This window comes from Marinimicrobium hydrolyticum (assembly GCF_030848505.1).
GTDB lineage: Bacteria > Pseudomonadota > Gammaproteobacteria > Pseudomonadales > Cellvibrionaceae > JAVDDU01.
The window spans coordinates 675,914-701,591 of sequence record NZ_JAVDDU010000001.1; the positions used below are offsets into that span (position 1 = coordinate 675,914).

A 25,678-nucleotide genomic window follows, 5' to 3' on the forward strand; every position below is an offset into this window, starting at 1 on the left:
AAAATGAACTCAAAAATGCTCAAAAGCCTATTCGCAGCGGCCTTGCTGATGGCATATTCGTTTGTGACGGCGGAAGACATCGACCTGTTCGTCTCGCCGCCACTGACTCCGGGTGATGCCCCTAATGTGCTGATTATCCTCGACAATACGGGGAACTGGAACGACGCATTCGAAAACGAGAAAGCAGCGCTAGTACGCACTTTTGAGTCGCTGCCCTTAGATGGTGTCAATGTCGGCCTTATGATGTATGGCGCTCCAGAGGTGGGTTACGTCAGAGCCGCAATTCGTCCAATGAATTCAGACAACCTACCCAAATACACAAAAATGATAGACAAGCTGGATAGGGTCGACGACAGGGCGTCGGCCCGAACCCTGGCGAGAACCATGTCGGAAGCCTACCGCTATCTCAACGGTATGGAGACTACCGCCGCCAGTGTGACCTTGTCGAATGATCTGCGTGACTACGCCGGTAACACCAATGACGACAACAAAGTCACGGATGAGAGCCGAGCTGTTTGGGCGCTTGAGGGTAATGCCCTTAGCTCTTCTACTGCCACAAAATACATTAGCCCGATCGATTCCGCGAGCTGCGACGGCCGCACGTTTATCATTTACATAGGCAACACCACTTCAGGCGGCAACGTCACGAAAGACAATTCCAATCGCAACAGAGCTGCGGGCGACGAACTTTATGCGGCGGGGGGAGACAGGACTCAAATCCAACTGTCCGAAAGCTCACACCAGGACAATTATGCCGACGAGTGGGCACGGTTTCTCCACCAGAGTATGGGCGTCGTTACCTATACCCTTGACGTAGACCCCGGTACCGGTGGTAACGGCCCGGGCAATAGCGCACTGCTAAGAAGCATGGCTGAGATCAGTGGCGGGAAGTATTTTCCGGTTTCCTCTGGCTCCGATGATGAGAACGAAGAAACCGCTGGCTCTGAAATTTCCGACGCGTTACTGACAATCTTTTCCGAAATTCAATCTGTCAACAGTGTGTTTGCCTCGGTCAGTCTGCCCGTCAGCGTGAACACTCAGGGTACCTACCTGAACCAGGTGTATGTGGGCATGTTTCGCCCGGACCCGCAGACACTGCCACGCTGGGCGGGCAACCTGAAACAGTATCGGCTGGCTCAGGTCAACAATGAACTGAAGTTGGTGGACGCTTTCCAGCCGCCTGAAGGTTCTGATGCTTACCGTCAAGCGGTTAACACCTCGACCGGTTTTATTACCGAGTGTGCACGGAGCTTCTGGACTCCGGAATCTGTGGACAGCTACTGGTCCTTTATGACCCCAGGGTTCGAGCAAACCTGTATGGCTGTGGCCGGGTCAGCAAATTCAAATTACCCCGACGGCAATATGGTCGAGAAGGGGGCGCAGGGCTATGTGCTTCGTGACAGTACCACGCGCAACCTTAAAACCTGCTCGCCCAATTTCGGTTCTTGCACAACCTTGACTGACTTCAATGTCGACAACAATGCAATTAACAAGGGCTTGCTTGGTGCTTCGAACGATGAAGAGCGTAGTGAACTGATCAACTGGGCACGCGGCTTCGATGTGGATAGCGAGAGGAGCGAGGATGCAAATAAAATGCGTCCCTCCGCACACGGCGATATCGTGCACTCCCGTCCCGTCGCTATTAACTTTGGTACGCCCGGCCAGCCGAAGGTGGCTGTATTCTACGGTGGTAACGACGGCATACTACGAGCAATCAATGGTAACCGATCCGAATCTATCGACGCGGTACCCGCGGGTGGCGAGCTCTGGTCCTTTATGCCACCGGAGTTCTACGGCAATCTAAGACGTCTGCGTCACAATGACGGGTCGGAAGATGGAAAGTATATTGACTTTCCTGGCTCGGCCGTAACCCATCGCGCACGCAAGGACTACGGCATGGACGGCGCCGTCACGGCTTACTGGTCAGATGCAAACAACAGTGGCGATCTCACAGGCCCGGACGATAAGGCTTGGATCTACGCCACCATGCGCCGTGGCGGCCGGGCTTTTTACGCCTTCGACGTAAAAGACCTGCATAACCCTACGCTGAAGTGGAAGAAGGGCTGCCCCAATCTGGACAATGACACAGGTTGCACCGACGGCTTCAGTGGCATCGGACAAACCTGGTCAGCTCCCCAAAACCTGAAGGCCGCTGGCTACGATTCACCTTTGCTCATCATGGGTGGCGGATACGACCCTTGTGAAGACAAAGAAATTGTTGAAACTGAGGTAGAGATTGATCTTGAGACTGACACTGAGATTGTGACTGTGACTAAGGCCGCCAATCATAGCTGCACAGCCAATCCCAAAGGCAGCGAAATCTATGTGCTGAACGCCGATACCGGTGAATTGTTGAATACTTTGAATACTACCCGCAGCGTGATCGGCGATATCTCAATCGTGAGGGATAGTAATGGTCGGGCCACATACGCTTATGCGGCAGACACCGGCGGCTACGTTTATCGTATAACTATCGGTGTTAATGAGCCGGAGGATTGGACCATTACCACGATTGCCTCGCTCGGCTGCGGCACGACAGCAGGCTGTAACGCCAATCGGAAATTTCTGTTTTCCCCGGATGTGGTGGTGGACACCAGTACCGGTACCCACTATCTGATGCTGGGGTCCGGTGACCGGGAAAAGCCCCTGGCAAGTTACGAGATAACTTACAACGTCCAAAATTACTTCTTTATGATCAAGGATAAGCCGGCGGACGAGGAGTGGTTGAGCAATGAAAGTAGCAATTGTTCGGATGAGCCCACAATTTGTCTAAATTCGCTGGTGATGATAGACGACGAGAATGACCCGGACCTGAGCGAAGTGAACGCGAAGAAGGGCTGGGCGTTGCGTATGGCTCCGCACGAGCAGGTCGTGACCTCTGCTATTACTGTCTTTGGTGTCGTAACCTTCAGTACTCATCAACCTGAGCCTCCGGTGCCACCAGAGGGCCATTGCCCGAGTCTTGGTAACTCACACGTCTACAACATTGATTACCGCGATGCCGCCAGTGCCAATGGCACCGGACTCCGAAGTGAAAGCCTTGTTGGTGGCGGTCTACCGCCTTCTCCGGTGGCGGGCATGGTCACGCTGGACGATGGCAGCACGGTGCCCTTTATCATCGGCGCTAGCCCTAACTCGCCGCTCGAAGGTTCGACACCGCCAACTCCGGGTTCCGCAGGGCAGCCCAAGGCTCGCGTGTTCTGGAATGTTGAGCAGCCGTGATGGGAGGGGTTGTTATGAGTCCCACTCAAACTTCGATGGGAACAGTTTCTATGATGAAACGTAGACAGCACGGTTTTACGCTGATCGAGTTGATCGTCACTATGACGGTATTGTCAATTTTGCTCGGTATGGCCGTGCCGACTTTCCAGGAGGTTTCGCTTAACAGCAAGCTCCGTTCGCACGCCAACAGCCTGGTTGCCAGCGCTATGCTGGCGCGTAGCGAAGCAATCAAACGCAACGGCGTTGTCAGAATGTGCGTGTCCACCAACGGCACTAGCTGTTCGAGCGACGCTGATGCGAGCTGGGAGCAGGGCTGGGTAGTGTTACACGAAAATACCGTGATTAGACACGAGTCACCGGCCTCCCCAGGATTCAAAATCCTATCCACAGTCAACAATATTGCGTTCCAGCCATCCGGGGTAGGTGCGAGCCAGGCAACGTTGAAGGTCTGTCGCGCCACTCCGAGTGTCGGCTCTCAAGACCGACAGGTGACCATCAGTGCCACCGGTCGTACTTCGGTAGACACGAAATATACGGCGACCTGCTCTTAACAATCCTGTCCTGTTTTTTAACAGCAATTATCTGATCCGTTAGACGTTACACAACAAAAAAGCCCATCAGTCACCTGATGAGCTTTTTTGTTTTAGACAGTTAAAACCGTCGAGCTACACTGCGACGCTTTCGATCTGCACCGCTGCAATCCGTTTACCTTCATCCGCAGACTTCTGGTACTGCTCGATCTCGTTGAAGTTCAGGTAGCGATAGATTTCCGCACCCATACTGTCGAGGTCTTTGGCGTAGGCCAGATACTCTTCCGGGGTGGGGAGTTTGCCCATAATGGCCGCTACGGCCGCCAGCTCTGCAGAACCCAGGAACACGTTGGCGCCGTCGCCCAACCGGTTGGGGAAGTTACGAGTCGAGGTGGAGATCACCGTGGACTTAGGGGCGACTCGCGCCTGATTGCCCATGCACAGGGAGCAGCCGGGCATCTCGGTGCGCGCACCTTTGCGGCCGAAGATGTTGAAGTAGCCTTCTTCCATCAACTGGTGTTCGTCCATCTTCGTGGGCGGTGCGATCCAGAGGCGGGTGGCCAATTCGTCTTTGGTGGCGTCCAGCAGTTTGCCGGCAGCGCGGAAGTGGCCGATGTTGGTCATGCACGAACCGATAAACACTTCATCGATTTTGGTGTTGGCCACTTCGGACAGTAGTTTTACATCGTCCGGATCGTTGGGGCAGGCCACGATGGGTTCCTTCACCTCGGCCAAATCGATCTCGATCACTGCCGCGTACTCGGCGTCGGCATCGGCTTCCATCAGCTCGGGGTTGGCCAGCCAATCTTCCATTTTGCGCGCGCGGCGCTCCAGGGTGCGCACGTCACCGTAGCCTTGCTCAATCATCCAACGCAACATGGTGATGTTGGACTTGAGGTACTCGATGATCGGTGCTTCGCCCAGCTTGATGGTACAACCGGCGGCGGAGCGCTCAGCGGAGGCGTCGGAGATTTCAAATGCCTGTTCCACTTTCAGATCGGGCAGACCTTCCACTTCCAGAATGCGACCGGAGAAAATGTTCTTCTTGCCTTTCTTATCCACGGTCAGCAAATCTTGTTGGATGGCGTAGTAGGGGATGGCGTTGACCAGATCACGCAGGGTGATACCTGGCTGCATCTCGCCTTTAAATCGCACCAGTACCGACTCAGGCATATCCAGAGGCATAACTCCGGTGGCTGCGGCGAAGGCTACCAGGCCGGAACCGGCCGGGAAAGAAATGCCCAGTGGGAAACGGGTGTGGGAATCACCACCGGTACCGACGGTGTCGGGCAGCAACATGCGGTTCAGCCAGCTGTGAATAATGCCGTCGCCGGGGCGTAGGGAGACACCACCGCGGGTCATGATGAAATCAGGCAGAGTGTGCTGAGTGTCGATATCCACCGGCTTGGGGTAGGCGGCGGTGTGACAGAAGGATTGCATGGTCAGGTCGGCGGAAAAGCCCAGGCAAGCCAGGTCTTTCAGTTCGTCCCGGGTCATGGGGCCGGTAGTATCCTGGGAGCCCACGGTGGTCATATGGGGCTCGCAGTAAGTGCCGGGGCGTACGCCTTCCATACCACAGGCCTTGCCGACCATTTTTTGGGCCAGGCTAAAGCCTTTGCCGGTATCCTCGGGCTGCTCAGGCGTGCGGAACAGCTCGGAGACGGGCAAGCCCAAAGACTGACGCGCTTTGGTGGTCAGGCCGCGCCCGACGATCAGCGGAATACGGCCGCCGGCTTGTACTTCGTCCAACAGCACGTCGGATTTAAGGCTGAATTCACAGATCACATCGCCACTGTCGGCGTTTAGGATTTTGCCTTCGTAGGGGCGTACTTCGATCACATCACCCATGTTCAGATCATCAACGGGGGCTTCGAACACCAGCGCGCCGGCGTCTTCCATGGTGTTGTAAAAAATCGGCGCCACTTTGCCGCCGATGCACACACCGCCAGTGCGCTTGTTGGGTACGCCCGGAATGTCGTCACCGATGTACCAGAGCACGGAATTGGTGGCCGATTTACGGCTGGAGCCGGTGCCTACAACGTCGCCCACAAATGCCAGTGGGTGGCCTTTTTCTTTCAAGGCTTCGATTTGCTTAATGGGGCCGATGCTGCCGGGCTCTTCCGGGTTCAGGCCTTCGCGTTCCATTTTGTACATGGCGCGGGCGTGCAGGGGAATGTCCGGGCGGGACCAGGCATCCTGGGCCGGGGACAGGTCATCGGTGTTGGTTTCACCGGTGACTTTGAATACGGTGAGCTTGATGCTCTCGGGGACTTTGTTTTTCTTGGTAAACCACTCGCCATCCGCCCAAGACTGAACCACAGCTTTGGCGTACTCGTTACCGGCTTTGGATTTTTCTTCCACGTCGTGGAACGCGTCAAACATCAGCAGGGTGTGCTTGAGCTGCTCAGCAGCCAGGGGGGCCAGTTCAGCGTCGTCCAGCACGTCAACCAGGGTCTCGATGTTGTAACCACCGAGCATCATGCCCAGCAGTTTGACAGCGTGGGGCCTGTCAATCAGAGGAGAGTTGGCTTCGCCTTTGACGATGGCGCTCAGGAAGGCGGCTTTCACGTAAGCGGCTTCGTCGACACCGGGGGGAACGCGGTTGGTAATCAGATCCAGCAAAGTCTCTTCTTCACCGGCGGGCGGGTTCTTCAGCAAATCCACCAGGCCTGCAACTTGCTCGGCATTCAGGGGTTTGGGGGGTACACCTTCAGCGGCGCGTTCTTCCACGTGTTTACGATAGGCTTCAAGCACAATTGACTTCCTCTGGTTGTGGGCTTACTCCCTTGGCAGGATCTCTGCGGCGGGAGACTATCCATGACCGACATGGATTTGGCGACCTCTTGCCGCCGGTGTGTCGCGCGGGTAGGGAAAGGATTGGCGCGACAGATCGGGCGCGAATTATACATGAACCTCCCTTAGCTGTTAAGGGACGCCAAGTGTCGCCGGAGTGTTTGCTTTGTTTAGGAAAGTCGATTAAAACCGGCTTCTTTCTGCACCAAAAAGGTGCTTGCCGTTGAGCGTGACACGAGCGCCGCTTTCGCGCTCAGGCTTATCGGTGGTATTGTGGCGCTGCAAAGACGCCTGCCATGGTAGGCACAAACCCTTTAGGGCTGACCCCAGGGACAGACTATCCAAATTACAGAGCTTTCGAGTACGGAGCGCTAGGTGCTGAAGAGGACATCGGTATGAAAACAAATAAGATCTTAATGGGCCTGATAATGGCGAGTTTTCTCGTGGCCTGTGAACGTGACCCAGAGACTCCGGAAACTCCCGGTGGCGATCCGCGCGGTGCGACCGGCCCTGCGGCTGAGGGACCCATACCAACCACTGCAGCGGATCCTGCAGAGCAAGAACCGCGTCCGCAGGAGTGGACTTGCCCGGCTGAGCCAGGTACGCCGCCATCTGGCGAGTTGGTGGCCGAGCGTATCGAGGCCACCGCGACCACGCGTGACGCGCCCGGTTTGTATGAGGGGCCGGCATGGCTGGACGGCGCTTTGTATTTTTCCGATTTCACGTTTGAGGACGGGTTTCCCTCGCGCATCCAGCGCTATTCCCCGGGTGCCGAAATGGTGACGGCGATTCCTAACAGCGGCACCAACGGTCTGACCATCGACAGTGAAGGGTACTTGTTGGCCGCGACCCATGACCGCAAAGAAATTTCCCGCTACAACCCTTATACCGGTGAGCGGGAATCCATCGTCGGTGAGTTTGAGGGCAATGTGTTTAACTCCCCCAATGATTTGACGGTAACCCACGATGGCGTTATTTACTTCACCGATCCTGATTTTCAGCGTTCGGCGGCACCGGGCGGACAGCCGGAGACGCGCGTGTACCGCGTTGAAAACGGCGAGGTAACGGTGGTGGATGACACTATGGCCAACCCTAACGGCATCGCGCTCTCCCCGAACCACGACGTTTTGTATGTGGCCGGCGGCGGTGAGGAAGGTACTCTGCGCGCCTATCCCATTGAAAACGGCGTGCCCGGCGAAGGTGTCGACATTGCCGATGTCTCGGTTCCGGATGGTATGGCCATTGACTGTGCTGGGAATATCTACGCCACCGAGCACACCTTGCAGCGGATCCGGGTGTTCTCTCCTCAAGGCGATGAGTTGGCCACTATCAAAGTGGATGCCAATGTCACCAACCCAACCTTCGGGGGGCCGGATCACCGCACACTTTACATTGCGGGCGCCGGTACTATCTGGAAGGTGGAGTTGGACATTGCCGGGTTTCCGAATTAAGGCTGGCGATGGCGATATTTAAACCGGTTAAAACTCCCTGCATCGGTGTGTGTTCCACCGGAATTGGTGATGCGGTATGCAGGGGGTGCAAGCGTTTCAGTCATGAGGTGATTGACTGGAACGCTTATGATCATGATCAGCGGCTGGTGATTGCTCAGCGGTTGGAGAGTTTTCTCAGTCAGGTGGTGCGCAACCATATAGAAATAGTGGATCCGAAGTTGCTGCACCAGCAGCTGACACTTCAGCAGATCCGTTTTAATCCTGACCAGGATCCCCATTGCTGGGTATTTGAACTCTTGCGCGCGGGTGCCAGTCAGATCCACAACCCCGCTCATTTCGGTGTCCGGGTTTTACCACCGGGTGACGCTGTCTCCCTCGCGCAATTACGCGATCTGATTGACCGGGAGTATTACGAGCTGTCCTGCGCCTATTACGATCGATATATTTCGCCCGGGTTTTCCACGGACGAATCACGCTAGTATTTTAGAATCAAGAACCTTCCATGACCGCAATTGCTCATATCCAGGAATTTCTCGCCTGTGAAACCCCAGACAGCTGGGTTCGCTGGGCTTTGGAAAACCAAAGCCTGTTGTTGCTCGATCACGCCAACTGCGAAAAGAAAGCCGCCTCTACCGCGCTGACCTTAATGTATCGCTACGTGGAAGATTTTGAGCTGATGCACAAAATGTCCCGTCTGGCCCGGGAGGAGCTACGCCATTACGAACAGGTTATGACGCTCATGGAAAAGCGCTCCGTGGCCTATGCACAGATTACTCCGTGCCGCTACGCCTCAGAGCTTCGCAAACCCGTGCGCACACACGATCCCGCGCGCCTTGTGGATACGTTGATTGTAGGTGCGATTATTGAAGCTCGTTCCTGTGAGCGTTTTGCTAAGTTAGCGCCGCATTTGGACGAAGAACTCAAAAATTTCTATCTGTCTCTTTTGAAATCCGAAGCGCGTCACTATCAGGACTACTTGGCATTGGCCCGTAAGGCCGCCAGGGACGAAAGCATCGACGAGCGCATTGCTCTTTTTCTTGAATTGGAAAAATCGCTCATTGAATCGCCCGACGATACCTTCCGCTTTCACAGCGGCGTGCCGCAGGCCGCCTAAGTCCTATGCCCAAACAACGTGCATTAGAAGACCGCAACTTTGACGATTTGGCCGCGCGTTTTCAGCGTAACGTCTACGGTGGATTGAAAGGTAAAATTCGCCTGGCGGTACTGCAGCGGGATTTTGCTCGTCACTGGGCCCAGCCGCCGTTTGTTCCCAAACTTCCGAATCAAAAGCCCCTGCGCATATTAGATGCCGGTGGTGGCCAAGGTCAGTTTTCCATACAGTTTGCGCAAGCGGGCCATGAGTTGGTGCTGTGTGACATTTCCGAGGAGATGCTCAAGCTGGCTAAGATTCAGGCCGTATCGGCCGGAGTTGAAGAGCGGGTTAGGTTAGTGCAAGAGTCAATACAGGCGTTATCCGAACAACAGGCGGAGCAGGGTGGGGCCTTTGATTTGGTGCTTTGTCACGCCGTTATGGAGTGGGTGGTTGATCCGCAGGCACTGTTGTCCGCACTCACCGCCATGGTGGCCCCTGGCGGTTATTTGTCTCTGACGTTTTACAATGTGCACGCCATGGCCTACAAAAATCTCTTGCGCGGCAATTTTGCCAAAGTTCAGAAGCAGGATTATGGCGGCTTTCGCGGCAGTCTGACGCCCATTAACCCTCTGCGCCCGGACGATGTGCACGGCTGGATGGAAGGTCTGCCGTTGCAAACCGTTTGCACCAGCGGGATTCGGGTATTTCACGATTACATACTGGACAAGGCCTTGCGGGAACAGAACCCCGATCAGCTGTTGGAATTGGAGTTGGCGTTATCCCAGCAAGAGCCGTATCGCGCTTTGGGCCGCTATCAGCATGTGTTAGCCCAGCGTCTTCAATAGGACTTCTTTGGCTTCGTTGATTTTCGCGGCCAAATAGTCGCTACCGCCGCGATCCGGGTGCAATCGCTGCATCAGGCGTCGATGCGCATCTACCACCACCGGGCGAGTCAGCTCTTCGCGTTTGAACTTCTCTTTTAGCCCCAGAGTGGCCATGGCTTCGTCAGTGGTCATTCCCTGTTGGGCGGGACTATGGCCTTGTTGCTGCTGTTGTTGACGACGTTGGCGCCAGAGTGGAAACATCTGCAAACCAATAGCCAGGAGAAACTTCACCACTGGGACCATAGCGCCCAGTACAGCCACCAGCCAATGCAAGCGGCCCGTCAACGCCATAAAAATCAACACGCCCAACAATGCCCAGCCGCCGTATTTTAACAACTGCTTGCGCTGGATTTCCGGAGGCAATTTACGCAACTTTGCCAGCCATATCCACGCGCCAATCACAGCAATCAGCGCCAATAAAACTTTTATCATAAAGCTCACTCGAACATGAAATGTTGGCACCCGGCTGTGCGGATGTCATTATACCGATTGGGACCTAAGGGTTATAGCCTAATGCCGTGGAGCTTGGATGAAGTCGTGTGGACTGGTTGTTTTCGCTATCGGATTCTCGTTCGTCTTGGTGTCCTGCGACAGCAGTCGCGGCTCGGAGACCGAAAAGCCCACAGTGGGCGAGCAGGAGCTGTCGGGCCGGGTCACGTATGATTTTGTGCCTTTTGCGACGAGTTCGCAATCGGGGTTTGGCGCGGGGTTAGACTACAGCGCCTCTGAAGAGCGGCCAGTACGCGGAGCCCAGGTTCTGCTGCTCGATGATCAAGGTGAGACGCTCGACCGAACGTTGACGGACAACGATGGCGAGTACCGCTTTTCCGTACCGGCGCAAACTCAGGCGCAAATTCGTGTTTTGGCGGCGTTGGAGCGAGAGGGAACCCCCGGTTGGGATCTAACCATTCGGGACAACACGCAAGGCAATGCCTTGTACGCGCTCGATGGCACTTTGCGCTCAACGGGTGACGGAGACTCGCGCCGTAACCTCCATGCGCCTTCAGGATGGGATGGTGAAGCTTATTCCGAGTCCCGCGCCTCAGGGCCTTTCGCGGTGTTGGATACGCTGTACCTGGGTAAGCAGCGGATTTTGGAATATGCGCCCGAGCAGATATTCCCGCCTTTGACCGTCTTCTGGAGTCCAGATAACCGCCCCGCTCAAGGCGAGATTGAAGATGGCGACATTGGTACCAGTTATTACCTAGACGGTGAAATTTATCTGCTCGGCGATGCCGACCTAGACACCGATGAGTTTGATCGCCATGTGGTGCTGCATGAGTGGGGCCACTATCTTGAGCATCTTCTATATCGTACTGATACGCCGGGCGGGCCGCATAGCCGTCAGAATATTCTCGATATGCGCGTGGCCTTGTCTGAAGGTTTTGCCAACGCCTTCGCCGCCATGATGCTGGATGACCCTCTGTATCGCGACTCGGTGGGTCCTGGCCAAGCCTTGGCCGGAGGGTTTGTACTGGGCCAGGATGGTGGGACTCAGCCCCAAGGCTGGTACAGCGAAGCGTCCGTGGGCGATATTTTTTACCGTTACTACGCGTCTGAAAACAATCAGCGGGAGTACGGTATTTTCCATCAAACACTCAGTGGCCCGGACTATCGTCAGGCGCAAAGCCTCACTTCCATCTACTTATTCGCCGATCAATTCGAGCAGAATCGACCGGGCGGGTTGGATGACTTTCTACTCCAGGAGAATATCTTTGCTAGAGGTGAGTGGGGCGCAGGTGAAACCAACAGTGGCGGTATCGAAGATAGCTTACCGGTTTATCGTGAACTGCTTCCTGATGGAGTCCCAGTGATCGCCTGCAGTCGAGCCGACTATGGTCAGTACAACAAGCTCCTCAATCGCCAGTATCTGTCGTTGAGCATTGGGGCAGCCGGGGACTATAGAATTGAATTGACCGCAGAAGGTAGCCCCTCTGCGAATCTCGGCTTCAGCTTATTTAAACGTGGAGAGCTGCTTGCCCGCCCCGCTCAGGAGGGCGCCTCCCTATTACAGAGGCAGGTGACGCTAGCGCCTGGCGAATACGTTCTTGAAGTGTACGATTGGCGAAACCTCAATGCCAATACGGCCGGTGTTAACACCTGCTTAGCGGTGCGTGTCCACCTCTGATGAGAGATTCTGCATGAAGAAATTTTGTGAAAAAACTAAGTGGGCAATACTGGTGACATTGACTTGGGCCGTTGTCGGATGTACGGGCGGCTCGGTCGCCGCAGGAGCGGAGGAAAGAGAACGGCATGCACATGACACCCACGAGCATTCCGGTGGCGCCGGTAAGCCAGTGGCGCACGTTGAGCTGGCGGACCTGGAGCCCGTGGAGCTTAAACCGGGAGAAGCACAGGCCCTTACCGTGACCCTGCAGTCTGCTTACACGCAAGGGGAAATGGTGGTGCAAGTGGCCGGTGCGAACTCTTTAGAAGTGCTCGGTGGTCCTCAAGAGTTTACCTTCGAATTATCCGCAGGCGGTGAATACCATTTGCCGGTGGAGTTGTACGCGCCTTCGCCCGGCCGCCACTACTTAAATCTTGCGGTTCAGGTTAATAGCCCTGAAGCACAGGTGGAGTTTAGGGCGCTGGCGGTAATTGTTAATGCGGGTGATGCGGCTATGGCGCAACCTCACATGGAGCCGCCCGTCACCACTTCGAGTAGCGGCGAGAAAATTCATTCACTGCCCGCCCGAGAGCGAGTCGACGAACCCTGATTTAGTTTACAATGGCGCCGCCGCGGGTAGGCCGCGCTAACTCCGTTTACTGAGGTGTGTATATGTCCGAGCAGCGTCTGCCTGCCGAGTGGGAACCGCAGGATGCGGTACTGCTAACCTGGCCGCACAAAAACAGCGACTGGAAGGATCTTCTGGACGAGGTGGTGCCGCTTTACGAAGCGCTTGCGGCGGTGATTGTGGATTACGCGGATCTCGTGATTGTGACGCCGGCCGACGAAGTCGCAACCGTGCGCGCGCGCCTGGAAACCATGAAGGTGCCTTCCGAGGACGTGCATTTGTATCCTGTCCCCAGTAACGATACCTGGGCGCGGGATCATGGTCCGATCACAGTGGGCACCCCCAACGGCCCCAAATTGCTGGACTTCCAATTTAATGGCTGGGGGCGCAAACACCCCCATCAACTGGACAATGCCGTTACACTCACTTTGCACCAGTCTGGCGCCTTTCCCGGTGCGACTTTGGAAGCTCAAAACTGGGTGCTGGAAGGGGGTTCAATCGAAGTGGATGGGCGCGGCACCTTGCTCACCACCAGTGCCTGTTTGCTCAACCCAAACCGCAATCCGGATTTGTCTCGGGAGGAAGTGGAAGCGCGCCTGAAAACGGCTTTTGGAGTACGCAAAATCAACTGGCTAAATCACGGCTACCTGGCCGGGGACGATACCGATAGTCACATCGACACGCTGGCACGGCTGTGCCCGAACGATACTATTGCCTACATGCAATGCGACGATCCCGACGATGAACACTTTGAAGAGCTTCAGGCCATGGAGGCAGAGCTTAAAGCCCTAACCAACGCCGATGGACAGGCCTACCGCCTGGTGCCTTTGCCTTGGCCGGGTGCCGTGTTCAGTGACGATGACGAGAGCAGGCGCCTGCCGGCCACCTACGCGAATTTTTTGATCATTAATAACGCCGTGCTGGTTCCGCAGTATGATCGCCTGACTGACGAAGACGCTTTGGAGCAAGTTTCTAACGCGTTTCCCGGTTATGACATTCTGGGGATTCCTTGCCATACCTTGATCGAGCAAGGCGGCAGCCTGCACTGCATTACCATGCAGATTCCGGAAGGAGTGCTTTACCAACATGACTGAATTGCCCATCGGCCTAGTTCAACAGGCTTGTAGCGCTGATCTTAAAAGCAATCTTGAAACCACCGTTGCCGCTATTCGTGACTTGGCAACACAAGGTGCGCGACTTGTGGTTTTGCAGGAGCTGCATCGCAGTGTGTATTTCTGCCAACAGGAAGATCCCGCCATTTTCGATTTAGCTGAGTCGATTCCGGGCCCCACGACAGATGTCCTGGGCGCTCTGGCGCGTGAGTTAAATTTGGTTATCGTGGCTTCCCTGTTTGAGCGACGTGCGCCGGGCTTGTACCACAACACGGCCGTTGTGCTGGATTCCGACGGCTCAATTGCAGGGCAGTATCGTAAGATGCACATTCCCGACGACCCGGGATTTTACGAAAAGTTTTACTTCACTCCCGGCGACATGGGGTTTCAACCCATCGCCACGTCTGTGGGAAAGTTGGGCGTACTGGTGTGCTGGGATCAGTGGTTCCCGGAAGCGGCCAGGCTAATGGCCATGGCCGGAGCCGAAGTGCTGATTTACCCCACCGCCATTGGCTGGAGCCGTGAGGACGACACCGATGAGCAGGAGCGCCAGCGCCAGGCGTGGGTGACTATACAGCGCTCTCATGCCATCGCTAACGGCTTACCCGTCGTAGCCGTGAATCGGGTAGGGTATGAGGACAACCCCTCGGGGGGCGAGGGCATTGATTTCTGGGGCACCAGCTTTGTGGCAGGCCCCCAGGGCGAAATCCTATACAGCGCCGGCACAGGCTCACCCGAGAACGCCCTGGTGAAGGTGGACCTGGCGCGCAGTGAGTCCGTCCGACGCATCTGGCCCTATCTGCGCGACCGACGAATCGATCACTATGGTGACCTGCTTAAGTTGTACCGCGACTAAGCACTGTTTATCAGCTTCGTCATCCCCGCGTAGGCGGGGATCCAGCTTTTTGAACTCGCGTTTTAGTGTCTGTCATGGATTCCCGCTTTCGCGGGAATGACGAGGAAATGCTGTCATTTCTTTTTAGTACAAATAACAGGAGTTTTGCTTTATGGCTTTTCCGAAAATCGGCAATCTTGCCCCCGCATTCAGCTTACAGAACCAAAACGGCGAAACGGTCAGCCTCAAGGATTTTAAGGGTAAGAAAAACGTGGTGTTGTATTTCTACCCTAAAGCCTCTACACCGGGATGCACCACTCAGGCGTGTGGGTTAAGGGATGCCATGACGGATTTGGCGGAGCTGGATACCGTGGTGCTTGGCGTCAGTCCCGATCAGCCCCCAGCACTGCAGAAGTTCATCGACAAAAAGGGCCTGAACTTCGATCTGCTTTCGGATCCCGACCACGCTGTTGCGGACAAATACGGTGCTTGGGGGCCGAAAAAGTTTATGGGGCGGGAATACGACGGCATACTTCGGACCTCTTTCCTCATAGACAAACAGGGAAAACTGCGCCATATTCTGGATAAGGTGAAAACCAAAACGCACGATCAGGACGTCTTGGCCTACCTTCGGGAGCATTTTTAAAGAATATTGCGCCAGCAGGTGACATTTTTTGGCGAAATGTGACATTTGTCCCGCAAAGAGTCGAAATTTTTGACACTCTAAGCGACAGATTTAGTATGTTGACCTATACTAGATTGATGTAAGTCAGGATTTAAATGCGCAAAGTAGCGTATAAATGATTCCGGGAAACGCTGGAACCCTGATAAGGCTTCTAGGTCCCAACTTTGGCAGGTAAGCCTGAGTTTGGTTGTAAACTTGGCTGGTGCGGCGATAATCGCCCGAGCGATAACGCAATAGCACCGGAATTGTTCACTCAAAAAAATGCCCGTTAAGTTTGGCAGAAGGAGACGCCGTATGATTCAGCTACAACGTATTGATGATCGTTTGGGAGAGGGGACACCCTACGCATTCGCGACCCCCGGGGTACTGTCGTACCACGAGTATCTCGAATTAGCAAAAATCCCCGAAGCTGAGGGAATTTCCGCTAAGGTACTTGAGGTACTGCATCGCCGGGTTGGCCAATCCTCATTGGCAATCGATCACATCGCCGAAGACCTTGGCTTGTCCAAGCGTACCCTACAGCGCCGGTTGCAGCAGCAGAACGCAAATTTCGCTCAGTTGCGCGACAGCCTACGCTTTCACTACGCGATAAAATACCTTATCGACCGGCACATGAGTGTGGACGCAGTCTCCAAAACTCTGGATTTCTCCGATCGGACCAGTTTTACCAACGCCTTTAAGCGCTGGACTGGTTTGTCGCCCAGCGTGTTCCGCAAGCTGTTCCGCGATTACGCCTGAGTTTCAACCATCCGGCCACAGGCAGCCGGACGCCTTGGACCCGCCTTCGGGCGGGTCGCATTCTTTTCTTCCCTCCTGTTTGCCTCCTCACTCCCCAATTGCCTGGACTACCCAAACAAGGTAGAGTTAGCGCTTTTCAAGAATGACGAGAGGCTAGTTTGATGGATTTCTTTATTCCCGCCGCCATGGCTCAAGATGCCGCCCCCCAAGGCGCCAACCCCATGGTTACACTGCTCATGTTCGCCGGTCTGTTTGTGTTCATGTATCTGTTTATCATCCGCCCTCAGCGGAAGCGGCAGAAAGAGCATCAGAACTTGGTGTCGTCATTGAACAAAGGTGACGAAGTGATTATGACCAGCGGCATGCTGGGTAAAATCAACAAAGTAGATGACAACTATATCGTGCTGCAGGTCAACGACAGCACTGAGCTGAAATTTCAAAAAGTGGCCGTTCACGCGGTGCTTCCGAAAGGCACAATTAAGTCCGTTTAAGATGCACTATCTCGGGCCGCTTCGCGGTCCGAGATACGTCAGGAACTTGCCATGACGAACTCTTTTCGGTTTCCTACCCGTTTATCCCTCGCTCAAACGCCTACGCCTTTACAACCTCTTGATCGAATCTCCGCCCGCTATGGTGGACCCCGCATTTGGGTAAAGCGCGACGACCTTACAGGTTGCTCACTGAGTGGAAATAAAATCCGTAAACTGGAATTCGTTCTGGCCAAAGCGCTAGACGAAGGCTGTGATACGTTAATCACTTGCGGTGGTCTGCAGTCCAATCACTGTCGTGCAACGGCCCTGTTAGGCGCGCAGCTCGGGCTTAGAGTGTGTTTGTTATTGCGCGGAGAATCCGAGCAACCTCCGGATGGAAACTATTTGTTGGATCAATTGGCGGGTGCAGAGATTCGCACTTATCCGGCGAGCGTATATCAAGCAAAGCAGCAGGAACTACTGGATGGTTGGGCACGGGAGTGTCGTGGGCAAGGGCGCAATCCTTGGGTAATACCTACGGGTGCAAGTGACGGACACGGAGCCTGGGGTTACGTGCAGGCCAGTCAGGAGCTGAGCGAAGATTATACTCGTCATAATATTTCACCGGAGTATGTCATCAGCGCGTCCGGGTCGGGCGGAACACTCGCCGGATTGCATTTAGGGCATCGACTCTATTGTCCGACGACTCAAGTTCTTGGCATGGCTGTTTGTGATGACGCGGAGTATTTCCGCACTAAGGCGCTTGCCGATATTGAGTCTCTTTGCCGCTTATATTCCGTGTCAGCACCAGCGGGGCTGGGTAAGCCAGAGGTGATCGATGCGTACATAGGTGAGGGTTACGCTAAGGCGGGTAGGGAGGTCTTCGATACCATTCGTCAATTGGCTTCAACAGAAGGCTTGGTGCTTGATCCCGTCTATACGGGTAAAGCGTTTTACGGCATGCTGCGGGAAATAGCGTTGGGGCGTTTTCAAGGCTGTCGGGATATCGTTTTCGTTCATACTGGCGGCGTGTTCGGTCTGTTTCCCTACCGCGAATTTTTTAACCAACAATAATTAACGAGAGCTTTTCTATGGAAAGTGCCCTGGAGTATCTCGAGCACAGTCTGCAAACCATCCAGTCCCTTGTGTGGGGAGAGTTTATGTTGGTGCTGATCCTTGGCACTGGCTTGTTCTTGATGCTGCGTTTGAAAGGCATGCCGTTGCGCAACGTGGGCCCCGGTTTTCGTCAGCTGGCTCGAGGGCGCAAGCCGCAGGGAAAAGGGGATATCAGTAGCTTTAACGCTCTTATGACCGCGCTGTCGGCCACGATTGGTACCGGCAATATTGTCGGGGTGGCCACCGCAATTGGCATCGGTGGACCGGGTGCGCTTTTTTGGATGTGGTGCAGTGCGTTGGTGGGTATGGCGACCAAGTACGCCGAAGCGGTGTGCGCCGTGCATTATCGGGAAACAGATGCGCAGGGACGCCATGTGGGCGGCCCCATGTACTACATCAAGAACGGTTTGGGTAAACGCTGGGCTTGGCTCGGCGTAATGTTTGCGGTGTTCGGTACCTTGGCAGGCTTCGGAATAGGCAATACCGTGCAAGCGAACTCTGTGGCGGACGCCTTGCAGGGGAGTTTCGGGTTAAGTCCCTGGATCACCAGCGTGGTACTTATGCTACTGGTGGGGATTGTGTTGATTGGCGGCGTCCGACGTCTGGCCAATGTTGCCGGTAAACTGGTGCCCTTTATGGCAACGGCATATTTGCTGGCGGGGTTTTTGATTCTATTGCTGCACATCCCAGACATTCCAGCAGCGGTTGCGCTGGTGGTCAGCAGTGCTTTCACGGGCTCGGCTGCCCAGGGCGGCTTTGCTGGCGCGACGGTTATGATGGCCATCCAGTTCGGGGTGGCGCGCGGTGTGTTTTCCAATGAGGCGGGCTTGGGGAGTGCGCCTATCGCCCATGCCGCTGCGAAAACCGACAGCCCTGTTCGCCAGGGGCTTATTGCCATGCTGGGCACGTTTATAGACACCCTCGTAGTGTGCACAGTCACCGGTCTTGTTTTGATTGTCACGGGTGCTTGGTCAGGCGGTGCTCAGGGCGCCAGCATGTCCCAGGAGGCGTTTGCCGGGGTCATCCTCTATGGTGACGTTCTCATCTCGATCTGTCTCGCGCTGTTCGCGTTTACGACGCTTTTGGGGTGGAGTTATTACGGTGAGCGTTGTGCACAGTACCTTATGGGGGAGCGGGTGGTCGTGCCGTTTAGGGTTGTTTGGCTTCTTGCCATTCCGGTGGGAGCCAACATGAGCCTGGGGCTGGTGTGGATCAGCGCGGATATTCTCAATGGCCTGATGGCACTCCCGAACTTGATTGCTTTGATTTGTCTGTCTGGGGTGGTGGTCGCGTTGACGCGTGAGTATTTTACCGCTGAGCGCAGCGAGCCGCTGGGGCTCTGATCACAGGCAATTAGTGGGGCGGGGTAAGCCGGCGATCTTGCTGGCCACCTTAGCTGGGCTGGGCGGAAAGAGTTGCATCAGATAAATACTGCGGCCTTTGTCCGGGCCCAGTTTAAGCGCAACCTGCTTGACCAGCGGCCGCATGGCCGGCGCTAATTCGTACTGATGATAAAATTCACGCAATAGTTCCAGGATTTCCCAGTGCTCCGGCGTGAGAGTAATTTGTTCCTGAGTGGCCAGGGCCTCGGCCACGGTGGGGGACCATTCTTCCCGGTGTACCAGATAACCGTCCTTGTCGGTTGCGAATTCCCGCCCGTTTACCACCAACGGCATGAGCGTCAGTACCAGCTCTGGACGCAGCGCAGCTCGCTACTCAGACGCACGAAGCCTGCGTAGTCGGACAACTCCACTTCGTCCAAACGTCGTCCCACTAGCCCCCGTGCTTCTATGTCCGGTTCCAAAGCATACACGCGAACGCCCTTGGCGTGCACAGCGCGTAGCTGTTCAGCTTGGGGGGAAGACGCCAAAGCTCCGTAGACGCCGTCTTCAATCAACAGCAGAGCGTCTCCGGGCTGGCATATCGACAGGCAGGAGGCCAGCGTCGAATGACTGAAGGGCGACTTGTTCACGGTATGCAGTGTGCTCATGGCGCTTCAAAAGCTCAAAAGTTGATCCTGTTGATTCATCAGCTCGGCCACTTCCTGGCTACTGATCACTTTAAATAATTTCGGCTCAAGCACCAGATCGTCCGCATGCAGCGCGCGAGCGCGCAAGGATTCGGAGTGCACAAAAATATTTTCTACGTCGTACAACGGCAAGGCGGGCAAATTGGCGCTTAAATTCTTTTGATTAAGCTTACTGGGATTTTGGGCATTTAACAATTGGAAGACCCCATCGTCCATAAACAGCAGGCTGAGATTTTGCCCATACGCGCTGGCCCCGAGTAGGGCATCCAGAGCTTCCCGAGCGATGCCCGTCCCGTAGGGTGCATGACGGCTGACAAACAAAAGGTTTTTCATGCCGTTACGCTCCGAAGGTTATCAGACGATCACTGGTGACAGCCGCCTCTAGCAGCTGACCCAATCCGGCGATCTCAAAGCCTGGGGCCAAGTTGCTGGCCGGTTTTCCGTAGCGCTGGGCTTCCTCGCCGTTCAATAATCCTCTCCGCAGCGCGGCTGCAATGCAGACTACCAGCTCCACCTGGTGCTCTCTGGCCAAACTGTGCCAGGCTTCGGTGAGGTTCTCTTCATCCTGGGGCGGCACGGCCAAAACGTTGGCGGCGTGAATGCCGTCCTGGTAAAAGAACACGCGTTCGAGCCGGTGACCGACGTCGATGAGAGCCTTTGCGAAAGCGTAGGCTGTCTGACTCGCCTGGGCGGAAAAAGGAGCGCCATAGACAGCGAGGGAAAAGACTAAAGGGCGACTGACCACAATGCGGCCCCTCCACGTAGATGCTCTGAAACGAAAAAGCCCCGCGGAGCGGGGCTTACCTGCTAAAGAATTCTCGAAAATTCCTTTAGTCGCTGCTAACGCCGAGCAGATGCAACAGGCTGGTGAAAATATTCACCACGGACAAATAAAGGGTAGTGGTGGCCAACAGGTAGTTGGTTTCTCCACCGTGAATAATGGCGCTGGTTTGGAAAAGTATCAGTGCAGACATCAGCAGGATCACACCTGCAGAGAATGCCAGATGGAACGCCGATACGTAGTAGCCAAACAGGCTGGCGCCCATGAGCACCAGCATGGCGAGAATCATGACCACAATGCCGGTTACCACAAACCCGCGCAAGAAGCTGAAGTCTTTACGTGTGGTTAAAGCGTAACCGGATAGAGAGAAGAAAATGATGGCTGTGCCACCAAGAGCCTGCAATACCAATGTGGGGCCATTGGAGAGCGCCAAATAGTGGTTCAGCATGGGGCCAATGCCAGCACCGATTAAACCGGTGAAGGCGAAGACCACACCCAGGCCGGCAGCAGAGTTGGCGGTTTTAGGAAGTACAAACCAAATTAAACCCAGCGCCGCGATGGTCATCATCAAGCCAACACCGTAAGGCAGATTAATTGCCATGGCGATACCGGCCGTTAACGCGCTGAACGCCAGAGTGATGGCCAAGAGCATGTAGGTGTTGCGCAGAACTTTGTTGATTTCAACTTCGCTGCTGGCTGCGCTGGTGTACCCAGTTTGGGTGTGAAGCTTGTTCATTGACGTTTCTCCAGTTAACGCGTGGTCGTGCTTGAGGCAATCATACAAAGGTAGGGGTTAAAAGCCAAGCTGTGTTGGGGGTAGCCGCCTTGCCAGCAGTTTTCCGTTCGTGGCGCGAACACGAGAATAGGAGTTTGGGAAAAGAACTCGGTAGTCTGAGACAACCAAGGGGCGTGCAGGGTGAGTGTTCAGCAAGACTCAAACGAGGGGCCTTTCGGCCGGCGCTCCGGTGAGGCAGTCCCCATGGACGACTCGCAGGGAAGCGGGGAGTGTCCCGAAGCGCCGGGAGCGCGTAGGGACTGGATTCACGACGTTTGCTGAACACTCACCCTGCGCGGCCCGAGGGCTAGCTTACGGAGCTGCTCGACGAACTGCACGTCGTCCTAATTGTAGCATCAAGCGGTAATCGGGGCGGAAGTGCAGGGATGTACCAGCGCACATCCGTGTGCGCTGCCCTTCGGGCGCCTGCGGCGGTACCGATCGTTCCGGACGATCGGTCGAACCCGCCAGGGTTCTCAAGCCTGCCCTTCCGCCATAAAAAAACCGCCCCATTTTCATGGGGCGGTTTGTTTATGGCGGAAGGGCAGGGATTCGAACCCTGGGTAGGCTATTAACCTACGGCGGTTTTCAAGACCGCTGCATTCAACCGCTCTGCCACCCTTCCGGAGGGGGCCGATTATACAGGGGATATTGTACGGGGCAAGATGCCAGGGCAATTTTTCCTCCCAGTAGAAACAAAAAAGCCGAGCTGCTAGCAGCTCGGCTTGGTTGAGTGCTTACCTAAAGGGCAATTACTCTTCCTGTTCTGGCTTTTCGGCACTTTCCGCAGCCCGGCGCGCTAGGCGTGGGTCATTGGAAGGGCGAGTCAGAGGTCTTGGCTTGTGCTCAACCGCCGGAGGCTGACTGGTGTCCAGCGCTCGGCTTGTATCCCGCACTACAGCTTCCGTTTGTATACGAACGGGAGCCGCTTTTTTAGGCGCTAGGCGAGGGTCGTTACTGGCGCGCTTGGGTGTGCCGCCGTCGGCCTGTTCTTCAACTGCCTTGGGCTCAGCGGGCGCTGGTGCCTGAGGAGCTGATTTAGGAGCTTCCGGAGCCTTAGGCGCTGCTGCTTCGACCCCCTGCGGCTGAGACTCAGCGGCTTCGGCTGGTTTGGCGGCTGGCTTGGGCGCTTCGGTTGCCTTGGTTTCTTCGGCGGCTTTGGGCGCCTCCTTCACTTCTGGTTTAGCTGCGGGGGCTGCCTTTGGGGTCTCTGGTGCAGCCGCTGGCTCTGCGGCTTGCGGCGCAGAGGAGGGTTCAGCCGGCTTGGAGGCGTCCGCTATTGGCGCGGTGTTTTCCGGTGCCGGTTTTTCCTGTTTTTCACGAGGTGGCTGCGCTTCAGGGCGGCGCTTTTCCCGAACGGGCGCGGCGCTTTCTTGGGCGCTTTCCTGTGTTCCCTCCTGTTTCTCCGCAGACCGAGGTTTTCTTTCTGGCCGAGGCTGCTTGGGCTCTTGCGGCGCTGCTTGTTCAGAACTTACTGCTGCAGCTTGCTCAGGCGCCGATGCAGGGGTTTGATCTGCACCATTGGGAGCTTGCTCTGCTTTTTGGCTCTGTTCTGCTGATGCTTCGCCGGTTTGCTGATCGCTAGTTTGACCGTTCGCAGCACCACCTCGGCGGTTGCGGCGGCGGGAACCGCTGCGGGTACGGCGACCGCTGGGCCGCTTGGGCGGACGCTGATCGTCGGATTCGCCAGCAGAGTCTGCCTCGGCAGTTTCTTTGGCTTGAGCAGGCACTCGTTCGGCAGTTTTCTCGGCAGCCTTGTCTTGGGGTTTTTGCTCTGGGCCTTTATCGGTGCCACGGGTGTCTGTGACACGAGCTTCAGGTCGACCACCTTCACGCTGTTCGTCACGACCGCCACGGCGGCCACGACCACCGCGTTTGGCTCCGGCACCGCGTGTTTCTCTGCCTTCTTGCGTTTCGGAATCGCGTTTGCCGCGTTCTTCAACGCGCTCTTCTCTGGGGCCGCGCTCATCTTTGCCACCGCGTCCGCGTCGACCGCGGCCGCCACGACCACCGTCGCGTCTGGTGCGATTAGCTGCGTCACCGCGCGTTGAGGTTTGCACGCGTCCGGACCGGTTTCTGCCCTTGTTTTGCTTGCTCGTGTCCTCTTTTTCTTCACCTTTGAAGAAAGTGGTGAGCATAGCGATGATGCGTTCAAACAAGCCGGGCTCTTTTACCGACTCGGTGGGCTTCGGTGGAGGCGCCGCCTGAGTGGGCGCTGAGGGTTGCACGGCCGGTTGCGGCGGTGCGACCGGTTGAGTTGGGGATTCGCCCTCGTCGTCATGTTCCTCAACGGTAGAGACGATTTTGTAACTTGTTTCCAAGGTGCCTTCGTCGTCGTCGCGCAGACGCTGTACCTCAAAATGCGGGGTCATCATGTCGGCGTTGGGGACCACAACCACACGGGTGTTATTGCGCTGCTCGATCTTGGAAATGGTTTTGCGTTTTTCGTTGAGCAAATAGGTGGCCACGGACAGCGGAGCAATGGCCCGAATCTCAGCGCTGCGTTCTTTTTGCGCTTCATCTTCCACCAAACGCAGAATGGACAGGGCGAGAGAGCGGGTGCCGCGAATGGTGCCCTGGCCATTACAACGTGGGCAAATTTTCGAGTGAGTTTCCCCCAGTGACGGACGGAGCCGTTGGCGGGACATTTCCAGCAAGCCGAAACGAGAGATGCGACCTACCTGTACTCGAGCGCGATCCATGGTGAGTGCGTCGCGCATGCGGTTTTCTACTTCCCGCTGGTTGCGCACCGGCTGCATGTCGATAAAGTCGATCACCACCAGGCCGCCCATGTCGCGCAGACGCAGCTGTCGGGCGATTTCATCGGCCGCTTCCAGGTTGGTTTGCAAGGCGGTTTCTTCAATGTCACCGCCTTTGGTGGCGCGGGAGGAGTTGATGTCGATGGACACTAGAGCTTCGGTTACGTCGATGACAATGGAGCCACCAGAGGGAAGCTTGACCTCACGCTGGAAAGCCGTCTCAATCTGGCTTTCAATTTGATAACGGTTGAACAGGGGGATGTCGTCCTGATACAGCTTAACTTTGCTGCCAAAGTTAGGCATAACCTGTTGGATGAAACCCGAGGCCAAGTCGTAGGCTTCCTGGTTATCCACCATGACTTCGCCCACGTCCTCGCGTAGGTAGTCGCGGATAGCGCGAATGATGACGTTGCTTTCCTGGAACAGGAAGTTGGGGGCTTTGGAGCTCTGCGCCGCCTTGTCGATGGACTCCCACAACTGCATGAGGTAATTGAGATCCCATTGCAGCTCTTCGGTGCTGCGGCCAACGCCTGCGGTGCGGATGATGATGCCCATACCAGAGGGCACTTCAACGCCGCTGAGGGCTTCTTTAAGTTCGGTGCGATCTTCCCCTTCGATGCGGCGGGAAATGCCGCCAGCGCGGGGGTTATTGGGCATCAATACCAGGTAGCGCCCGGCGAGGCTGATAAAAGTGGTCAGGGCTGCGCCTTTGTTGCCGCGCTCCTCTTTGTCCACCTGAACAATAACTTCGGTGCCTTCTTTAACGACTTCTTTGATTTTGACTCGCCCTTCGACTTCGTTGGGCTGCTTGGCAAAGTATTCGCGGGAAATTTCTTTCAGGGGAAGGAAGCCGTGCCGTTCAGCACCGTAGTCGACAAAAGCCGCTTCGAGGCTGGGCTCGACACGAGTGATACGACCTTTATAAATGTTGGCTTTTTTCTGCTCGCGATTGCGATTTTCGATGTCCAGATCGTACAGCCACTGGCCGTCAACCAGAGCTACGCGCAACTCTTCAGGGTGAGTTGCATTGATGAGCATTCTTTTCATGCGTTACCTAATCTTGTTAGTTCGGGCGCAGAGCGAACGAATAACCAAGGTTAACGCTGTTGTGTTTTAGGCAACCAGTTAAAGCGCCGCGACGTATAGCTCGTCGGGCGCGCGGTTGATGGCAGAAGTATCCGCACCTGGCCGGCTGCAACGGGCTCTAGCGTGGTGCTGAGCGCCGGGCGTGGCCTGGTTGTAACAATGGGATCAGTCTGCTCCATTAAACTCTCTGTGGGGTTGGGCTGAGCGAATCAGCTTCTCGCCGGTTCTAATCGGGTTGTGCTGGGGTCTGAGGCGAGGCAAGAGCGGCACGCTAATTGGATTCGGCGTCGCGGCTCATTGGTCTCGTGGGCGCTTATAGATTTGACCGCTTCGTGGGCGGTGGCCCAAATCAGAATCCGTCCAACAACACGTAGAAATTCAGAGTTCTACAAAACACTTACAGTTTTAACGATGGCTATCGCGCGGTTTGCGCAATGGTCATGGGGTGCCTGCAGGTTCTAGTCACTCTTGCAGTTACACCTTTTGTCAGTTTCTCTGAGCCGCGCCGCTGCGAATCGTTTGTGCAGCTCTGGAGGGGCTCTTTTGCTGGCAGCGGTATTTCCTAGCGACACGCCTGTAAATGC

23 protein-coding genes and 1 tRNA gene are annotated in these 25,678 nt (G+C 55.7%); 15 read left to right on the forward strand and 9 right to left on the reverse strand.

Annotated elements, in window-relative coordinates:
* The first annotated feature begins 3 nt into the window (after positions 1–3).
* Positions 4–3,222, forward strand: coding sequence for a pilus assembly protein (locus RBH33_RS02995; RefSeq protein ID WP_306730637.1), 3,219 nt, complete (start codon positions 4–6; stop codon positions 3,220–3,222).
* Between the two features lie 50 nt (positions 3,223–3,272).
* Positions 3,273–3,773, forward strand: a complete 501-nt coding sequence (locus tag RBH33_RS03000) for a GspH/FimT family pseudopilin (protein ID WP_306730638.1) — start codon at positions 3,273–3,275, stop codon at positions 3,771–3,773.
* A 114-nt stretch (positions 3,774–3,887) separates the two neighbouring features.
* Here RBH33_RS03000 and acnB read toward each other — a convergent pair whose 3' ends face one another.
* Positions 3,888–6,506, reverse strand: a complete 2,619-nt coding sequence (acnB, locus tag RBH33_RS03005) for a bifunctional aconitate hydratase 2/2-methylisocitrate dehydratase (RefSeq protein ID WP_306730639.1) — start codon at positions 6,504–6,506, stop codon at positions 3,888–3,890.
* A gap of 434 nt (positions 6,507–6,940) precedes the next feature.
* Here acnB and RBH33_RS03010 point away from each other — a divergent pair, with 434 nt between their 5' ends.
* Genes RBH33_RS03010 through RBH33_RS03025 form a run of 4 tightly spaced genes read left to right on the forward strand, consistent with a single transcriptional unit; the run spans position 6,941 to position 9,934 of the window.
* Positions 6,941–7,996 carry an SMP-30/gluconolactonase/LRE family protein gene (locus RBH33_RS03010; RefSeq protein ID WP_306730640.1) on the forward strand — a complete coding sequence of 352 codons (1,056 nt, stop codon included), beginning with the start codon at positions 6,941–6,943 and terminating at the stop codon, positions 7,994–7,996.
* 8 nt (positions 7,997–8,004) lie between these two features.
* Positions 8,005–8,475: a DUF1289 domain-containing protein gene (locus tag RBH33_RS03015; RefSeq protein WP_306730641.1), complete on the forward strand. Its 471-nt coding sequence runs from the start codon at positions 8,005–8,007 to the stop codon at positions 8,473–8,475.
* A gap of 23 nt (positions 8,476–8,498) precedes the next feature.
* Positions 8,499–9,110: a MiaE family protein gene (locus tag RBH33_RS03020; protein ID WP_306730642.1), complete on the forward strand. Its 612-nt coding sequence runs from the start codon at positions 8,499–8,501 to the stop codon at positions 9,108–9,110.
* 5 nt (positions 9,111–9,115) lie between these two features.
* Complete coding sequence (locus tag RBH33_RS03025; RefSeq protein ID WP_306730643.1) at positions 9,116–9,934, forward strand: methyltransferase domain-containing protein; 819 nt, start codon at positions 9,116–9,118, stop codon at positions 9,932–9,934.
* On the opposite strand, the gene RBH33_RS03030 is transcribed toward RBH33_RS03025, so the two are convergent.
* Positions 9,914–10,405: a J domain-containing protein gene (locus RBH33_RS03030; RefSeq protein WP_306730644.1), complete on the reverse strand. Its 492-nt coding sequence runs from the start codon at positions 10,403–10,405 to the stop codon at positions 9,914–9,916. The two genes, RBH33_RS03025 and RBH33_RS03030, sit on opposite strands and share 21 nt — an antisense overlap.
* 97 nt (positions 10,406–10,502) lie before the next feature.
* On the opposite strand from RBH33_RS03030, the gene RBH33_RS03035 reads away from it, so the two are divergent.
* The 9 genes from RBH33_RS03035 to RBH33_RS03075 all read left to right on the forward strand — a co-directional run bounded on the left by RBH33_RS03035 (position 10,503) and on the right by RBH33_RS03075 (position 19,007).
* Positions 10,503–12,101: a hypothetical protein gene (locus RBH33_RS03035; RefSeq protein WP_306730645.1), complete on the forward strand. Its 1,599-nt coding sequence runs from the start codon at positions 10,503–10,505 to the stop codon at positions 12,099–12,101.
* 13 nt (positions 12,102–12,114) lie between these two features.
* Positions 12,115–12,690 carry a hypothetical protein gene (locus tag RBH33_RS03040; protein ID WP_306730646.1) on the forward strand — a complete coding sequence of 192 codons (576 nt, stop codon included), beginning with the start codon at positions 12,115–12,117 and terminating at the stop codon, positions 12,688–12,690.
* A gap of 62 nt (positions 12,691–12,752) precedes the next feature.
* Positions 12,753–13,802 carry an agmatine deiminase family protein gene (locus tag RBH33_RS03045; protein ID WP_306730647.1) on the forward strand — a complete coding sequence of 350 codons (1,050 nt, stop codon included), beginning with the start codon at positions 12,753–12,755 and terminating at the stop codon, positions 13,800–13,802.
* Positions 13,795–14,676, forward strand: coding sequence for a carbon-nitrogen hydrolase (locus RBH33_RS03050; protein WP_306730648.1), 882 nt, complete (start codon positions 13,795–13,797; stop codon positions 14,674–14,676). The genes RBH33_RS03045 and RBH33_RS03050 overlap by 8 nt, the downstream gene beginning before the upstream one ends.
* Before the next feature lie 151 nt (positions 14,677–14,827).
* On the forward strand, positions 14,828–15,301 hold the full coding sequence (gene bcp / locus RBH33_RS03055; protein ID WP_306730649.1) for a thioredoxin-dependent thiol peroxidase: 474 nt from the start codon (positions 14,828–14,830) through the stop codon (positions 15,299–15,301).
* A 333-nt stretch (positions 15,302–15,634) separates the two neighbouring features.
* Positions 15,635–16,078, forward strand: a complete 444-nt coding sequence (locus tag RBH33_RS03060; RefSeq protein ID WP_306730650.1) for a helix-turn-helix domain-containing protein — start codon at positions 15,635–15,637, stop codon at positions 16,076–16,078.
* A 161-nt stretch (positions 16,079–16,239) separates the two neighbouring features.
* Positions 16,240–16,569: a preprotein translocase subunit YajC gene (gene yajC, locus RBH33_RS03065; protein ID WP_306730651.1), complete on the forward strand. Its 330-nt coding sequence runs from the start codon at positions 16,240–16,242 to the stop codon at positions 16,567–16,569.
* Between the two features lie 51 nt (positions 16,570–16,620).
* Positions 16,621–17,622 carry a 1-aminocyclopropane-1-carboxylate deaminase/D-cysteine desulfhydrase gene (locus tag RBH33_RS03070; RefSeq protein ID WP_306730652.1) on the forward strand — a complete coding sequence of 334 codons (1,002 nt, stop codon included), beginning with the start codon at positions 16,621–16,623 and terminating at the stop codon, positions 17,620–17,622.
* Between the two features lie 17 nt (positions 17,623–17,639).
* Positions 17,640–19,007: an alanine/glycine:cation symporter family protein gene (locus RBH33_RS03075; protein ID WP_306730653.1), complete on the forward strand. Its 1,368-nt coding sequence runs from the start codon at positions 17,640–17,642 to the stop codon at positions 19,005–19,007.
* Here the strand turns inward: RBH33_RS03075 and RBH33_RS03080 are convergent, their stop codons facing one another.
* The 7 genes from RBH33_RS03080 to rne form a co-directional block, all read right to left on the reverse strand.
* Positions 19,008–19,340, reverse strand: a complete 333-nt coding sequence (locus RBH33_RS03080) for a TusE/DsrC/DsvC family sulfur relay protein (RefSeq protein WP_373568213.1) — start codon at positions 19,338–19,340, stop codon at positions 19,008–19,010.
* A gap of 5 nt (positions 19,341–19,345) precedes the next feature.
* The gene (tusB, locus tag RBH33_RS03085; protein ID WP_306730654.1) at positions 19,346–19,654 is read right to left on the reverse strand and encodes a sulfurtransferase complex subunit TusB; all 309 of its coding nucleotides are present in this window, start codon (positions 19,652–19,654) and stop codon (positions 19,346–19,348) included.
* 6 nt (positions 19,655–19,660) lie between these two features.
* Complete coding sequence (tusC, locus tag RBH33_RS03090; RefSeq protein ID WP_306730655.1) at positions 19,661–20,026, reverse strand: sulfurtransferase complex subunit TusC; 366 nt, start codon at positions 20,024–20,026, stop codon at positions 19,661–19,663.
* A gap of 4 nt (positions 20,027–20,030) precedes the next feature.
* Positions 20,031–20,438, reverse strand: a complete 408-nt coding sequence (gene tusD, locus RBH33_RS03095) for a sulfurtransferase complex subunit TusD (RefSeq protein ID WP_306730656.1) — start codon at positions 20,436–20,438, stop codon at positions 20,031–20,033.
* An 85-nt stretch (positions 20,439–20,523) separates the two neighbouring features.
* Positions 20,524–21,210 carry a Bax inhibitor-1/YccA family protein gene (locus tag RBH33_RS03100; RefSeq protein WP_306730657.1) on the reverse strand — a complete coding sequence of 229 codons (687 nt, stop codon included), beginning with the start codon at positions 21,208–21,210 and terminating at the stop codon, positions 20,524–20,526.
* Between the two features lie 573 nt (positions 21,211–21,783).
* A tRNA-Ser gene (locus RBH33_RS03105) sits at positions 21,784–21,874 on the reverse strand.
* A 127-nt stretch (positions 21,875–22,001) separates the two neighbouring features.
* On the reverse strand, positions 22,002–25,055 hold the full coding sequence (gene rne / locus RBH33_RS03110; protein WP_306730658.1) for a ribonuclease E: 3,054 nt from the start codon (positions 25,053–25,055) through the stop codon (positions 22,002–22,004).
* Positions 25,056–25,678: the final 623 nt, after the last annotated feature.

Excerpts from the sequence above, each read along its gene's own strand:
- RBH33_RS02995 (WP_306730637.1), top strand. The coding sequence starts at position 4 with ATGAACTCAAAAATGCTCAAAAGCCTATTCGCAGCGGCCTTGCTGATG.
- RBH33_RS03000 (WP_306730638.1), top strand. The coding sequence starts at position 3,273 with ATGATGAAACGTAGACAGCACGGTTTTACGCTGATCGAGTTGATCGTC.
- RBH33_RS03010 (WP_306730640.1), top strand. The coding sequence starts at position 6,941 with ATGAAAACAAATAAGATCTTAATGGGCCTGATAATGGCGAGTTTTCTC.
- RBH33_RS03015 (WP_306730641.1), top strand. The coding sequence starts at position 8,005 with ATGGCGATATTTAAACCGGTTAAAACTCCCTGCATCGGTGTGTGTTCC.
- RBH33_RS03020 (WP_306730642.1), top strand. The coding sequence starts at position 8,499 with ATGACCGCAATTGCTCATATCCAGGAATTTCTCGCCTGTGAAACCCCA.
- RBH33_RS03025 (WP_306730643.1), top strand. The coding sequence starts at position 9,116 with ATGCCCAAACAACGTGCATTAGAAGACCGCAACTTTGACGATTTGGCC.
- RBH33_RS03030 (WP_306730644.1), bottom strand. The coding sequence starts at position 10,405 with ATGATAAAAGTTTTATTGGCGCTGATTGCTGTGATTGGCGCGTGGATA.
- RBH33_RS03035 (WP_306730645.1), top strand. The coding sequence starts at position 10,503 with ATGAAGTCGTGTGGACTGGTTGTTTTCGCTATCGGATTCTCGTTCGTC.
- RBH33_RS03040 (WP_306730646.1), top strand. The coding sequence starts at position 12,115 with ATGAAGAAATTTTGTGAAAAAACTAAGTGGGCAATACTGGTGACATTG.
- RBH33_RS03045 (WP_306730647.1), top strand. The coding sequence starts at position 12,753 with ATGTCCGAGCAGCGTCTGCCTGCCGAGTGGGAACCGCAGGATGCGGTA.
- RBH33_RS03050 (WP_306730648.1), top strand. The coding sequence starts at position 13,795 with ATGACTGAATTGCCCATCGGCCTAGTTCAACAGGCTTGTAGCGCTGAT.
- bcp (WP_306730649.1), top strand. The coding sequence starts at position 14,828 with ATGGCTTTTCCGAAAATCGGCAATCTTGCCCCCGCATTCAGCTTACAG.
- RBH33_RS03060 (WP_306730650.1), top strand. The coding sequence starts at position 15,635 with ATGATTCAGCTACAACGTATTGATGATCGTTTGGGAGAGGGGACACCC.
- yajC (WP_306730651.1), top strand. The coding sequence starts at position 16,240 with ATGGATTTCTTTATTCCCGCCGCCATGGCTCAAGATGCCGCCCCCCAA.
- RBH33_RS03070 (WP_306730652.1), top strand. The coding sequence starts at position 16,621 with ATGACGAACTCTTTTCGGTTTCCTACCCGTTTATCCCTCGCTCAAACG.
- RBH33_RS03075 (WP_306730653.1), top strand. The coding sequence starts at position 17,640 with ATGGAAAGTGCCCTGGAGTATCTCGAGCACAGTCTGCAAACCATCCAG.
- RBH33_RS03080 (WP_373568213.1), bottom strand. The coding sequence starts at position 19,340 with ATGCCGTTGGTGGTAAACGGGCGGGAATTCGCAACCGACAAGGACGGT.
- tusB (WP_306730654.1), bottom strand. The coding sequence starts at position 19,654 with ATGAGCACACTGCATACCGTGAACAAGTCGCCCTTCAGTCATTCGACG.
- tusC (WP_306730655.1), bottom strand. The coding sequence starts at position 20,026 with ATGAAAAACCTTTTGTTTGTCAGCCGTCATGCACCCTACGGGACGGGC.
- RBH33_RS03100 (WP_306730657.1), bottom strand. The coding sequence starts at position 21,210 with ATGAACAAGCTTCACACCCAAACTGGGTACACCAGCGCAGCCAGCAGC.
- rne (WP_306730658.1), bottom strand. The coding sequence starts at position 25,055 with ATGAAAAGAATGCTCATCAATGCAACTCACCCTGAAGAGTTGCGCGTA.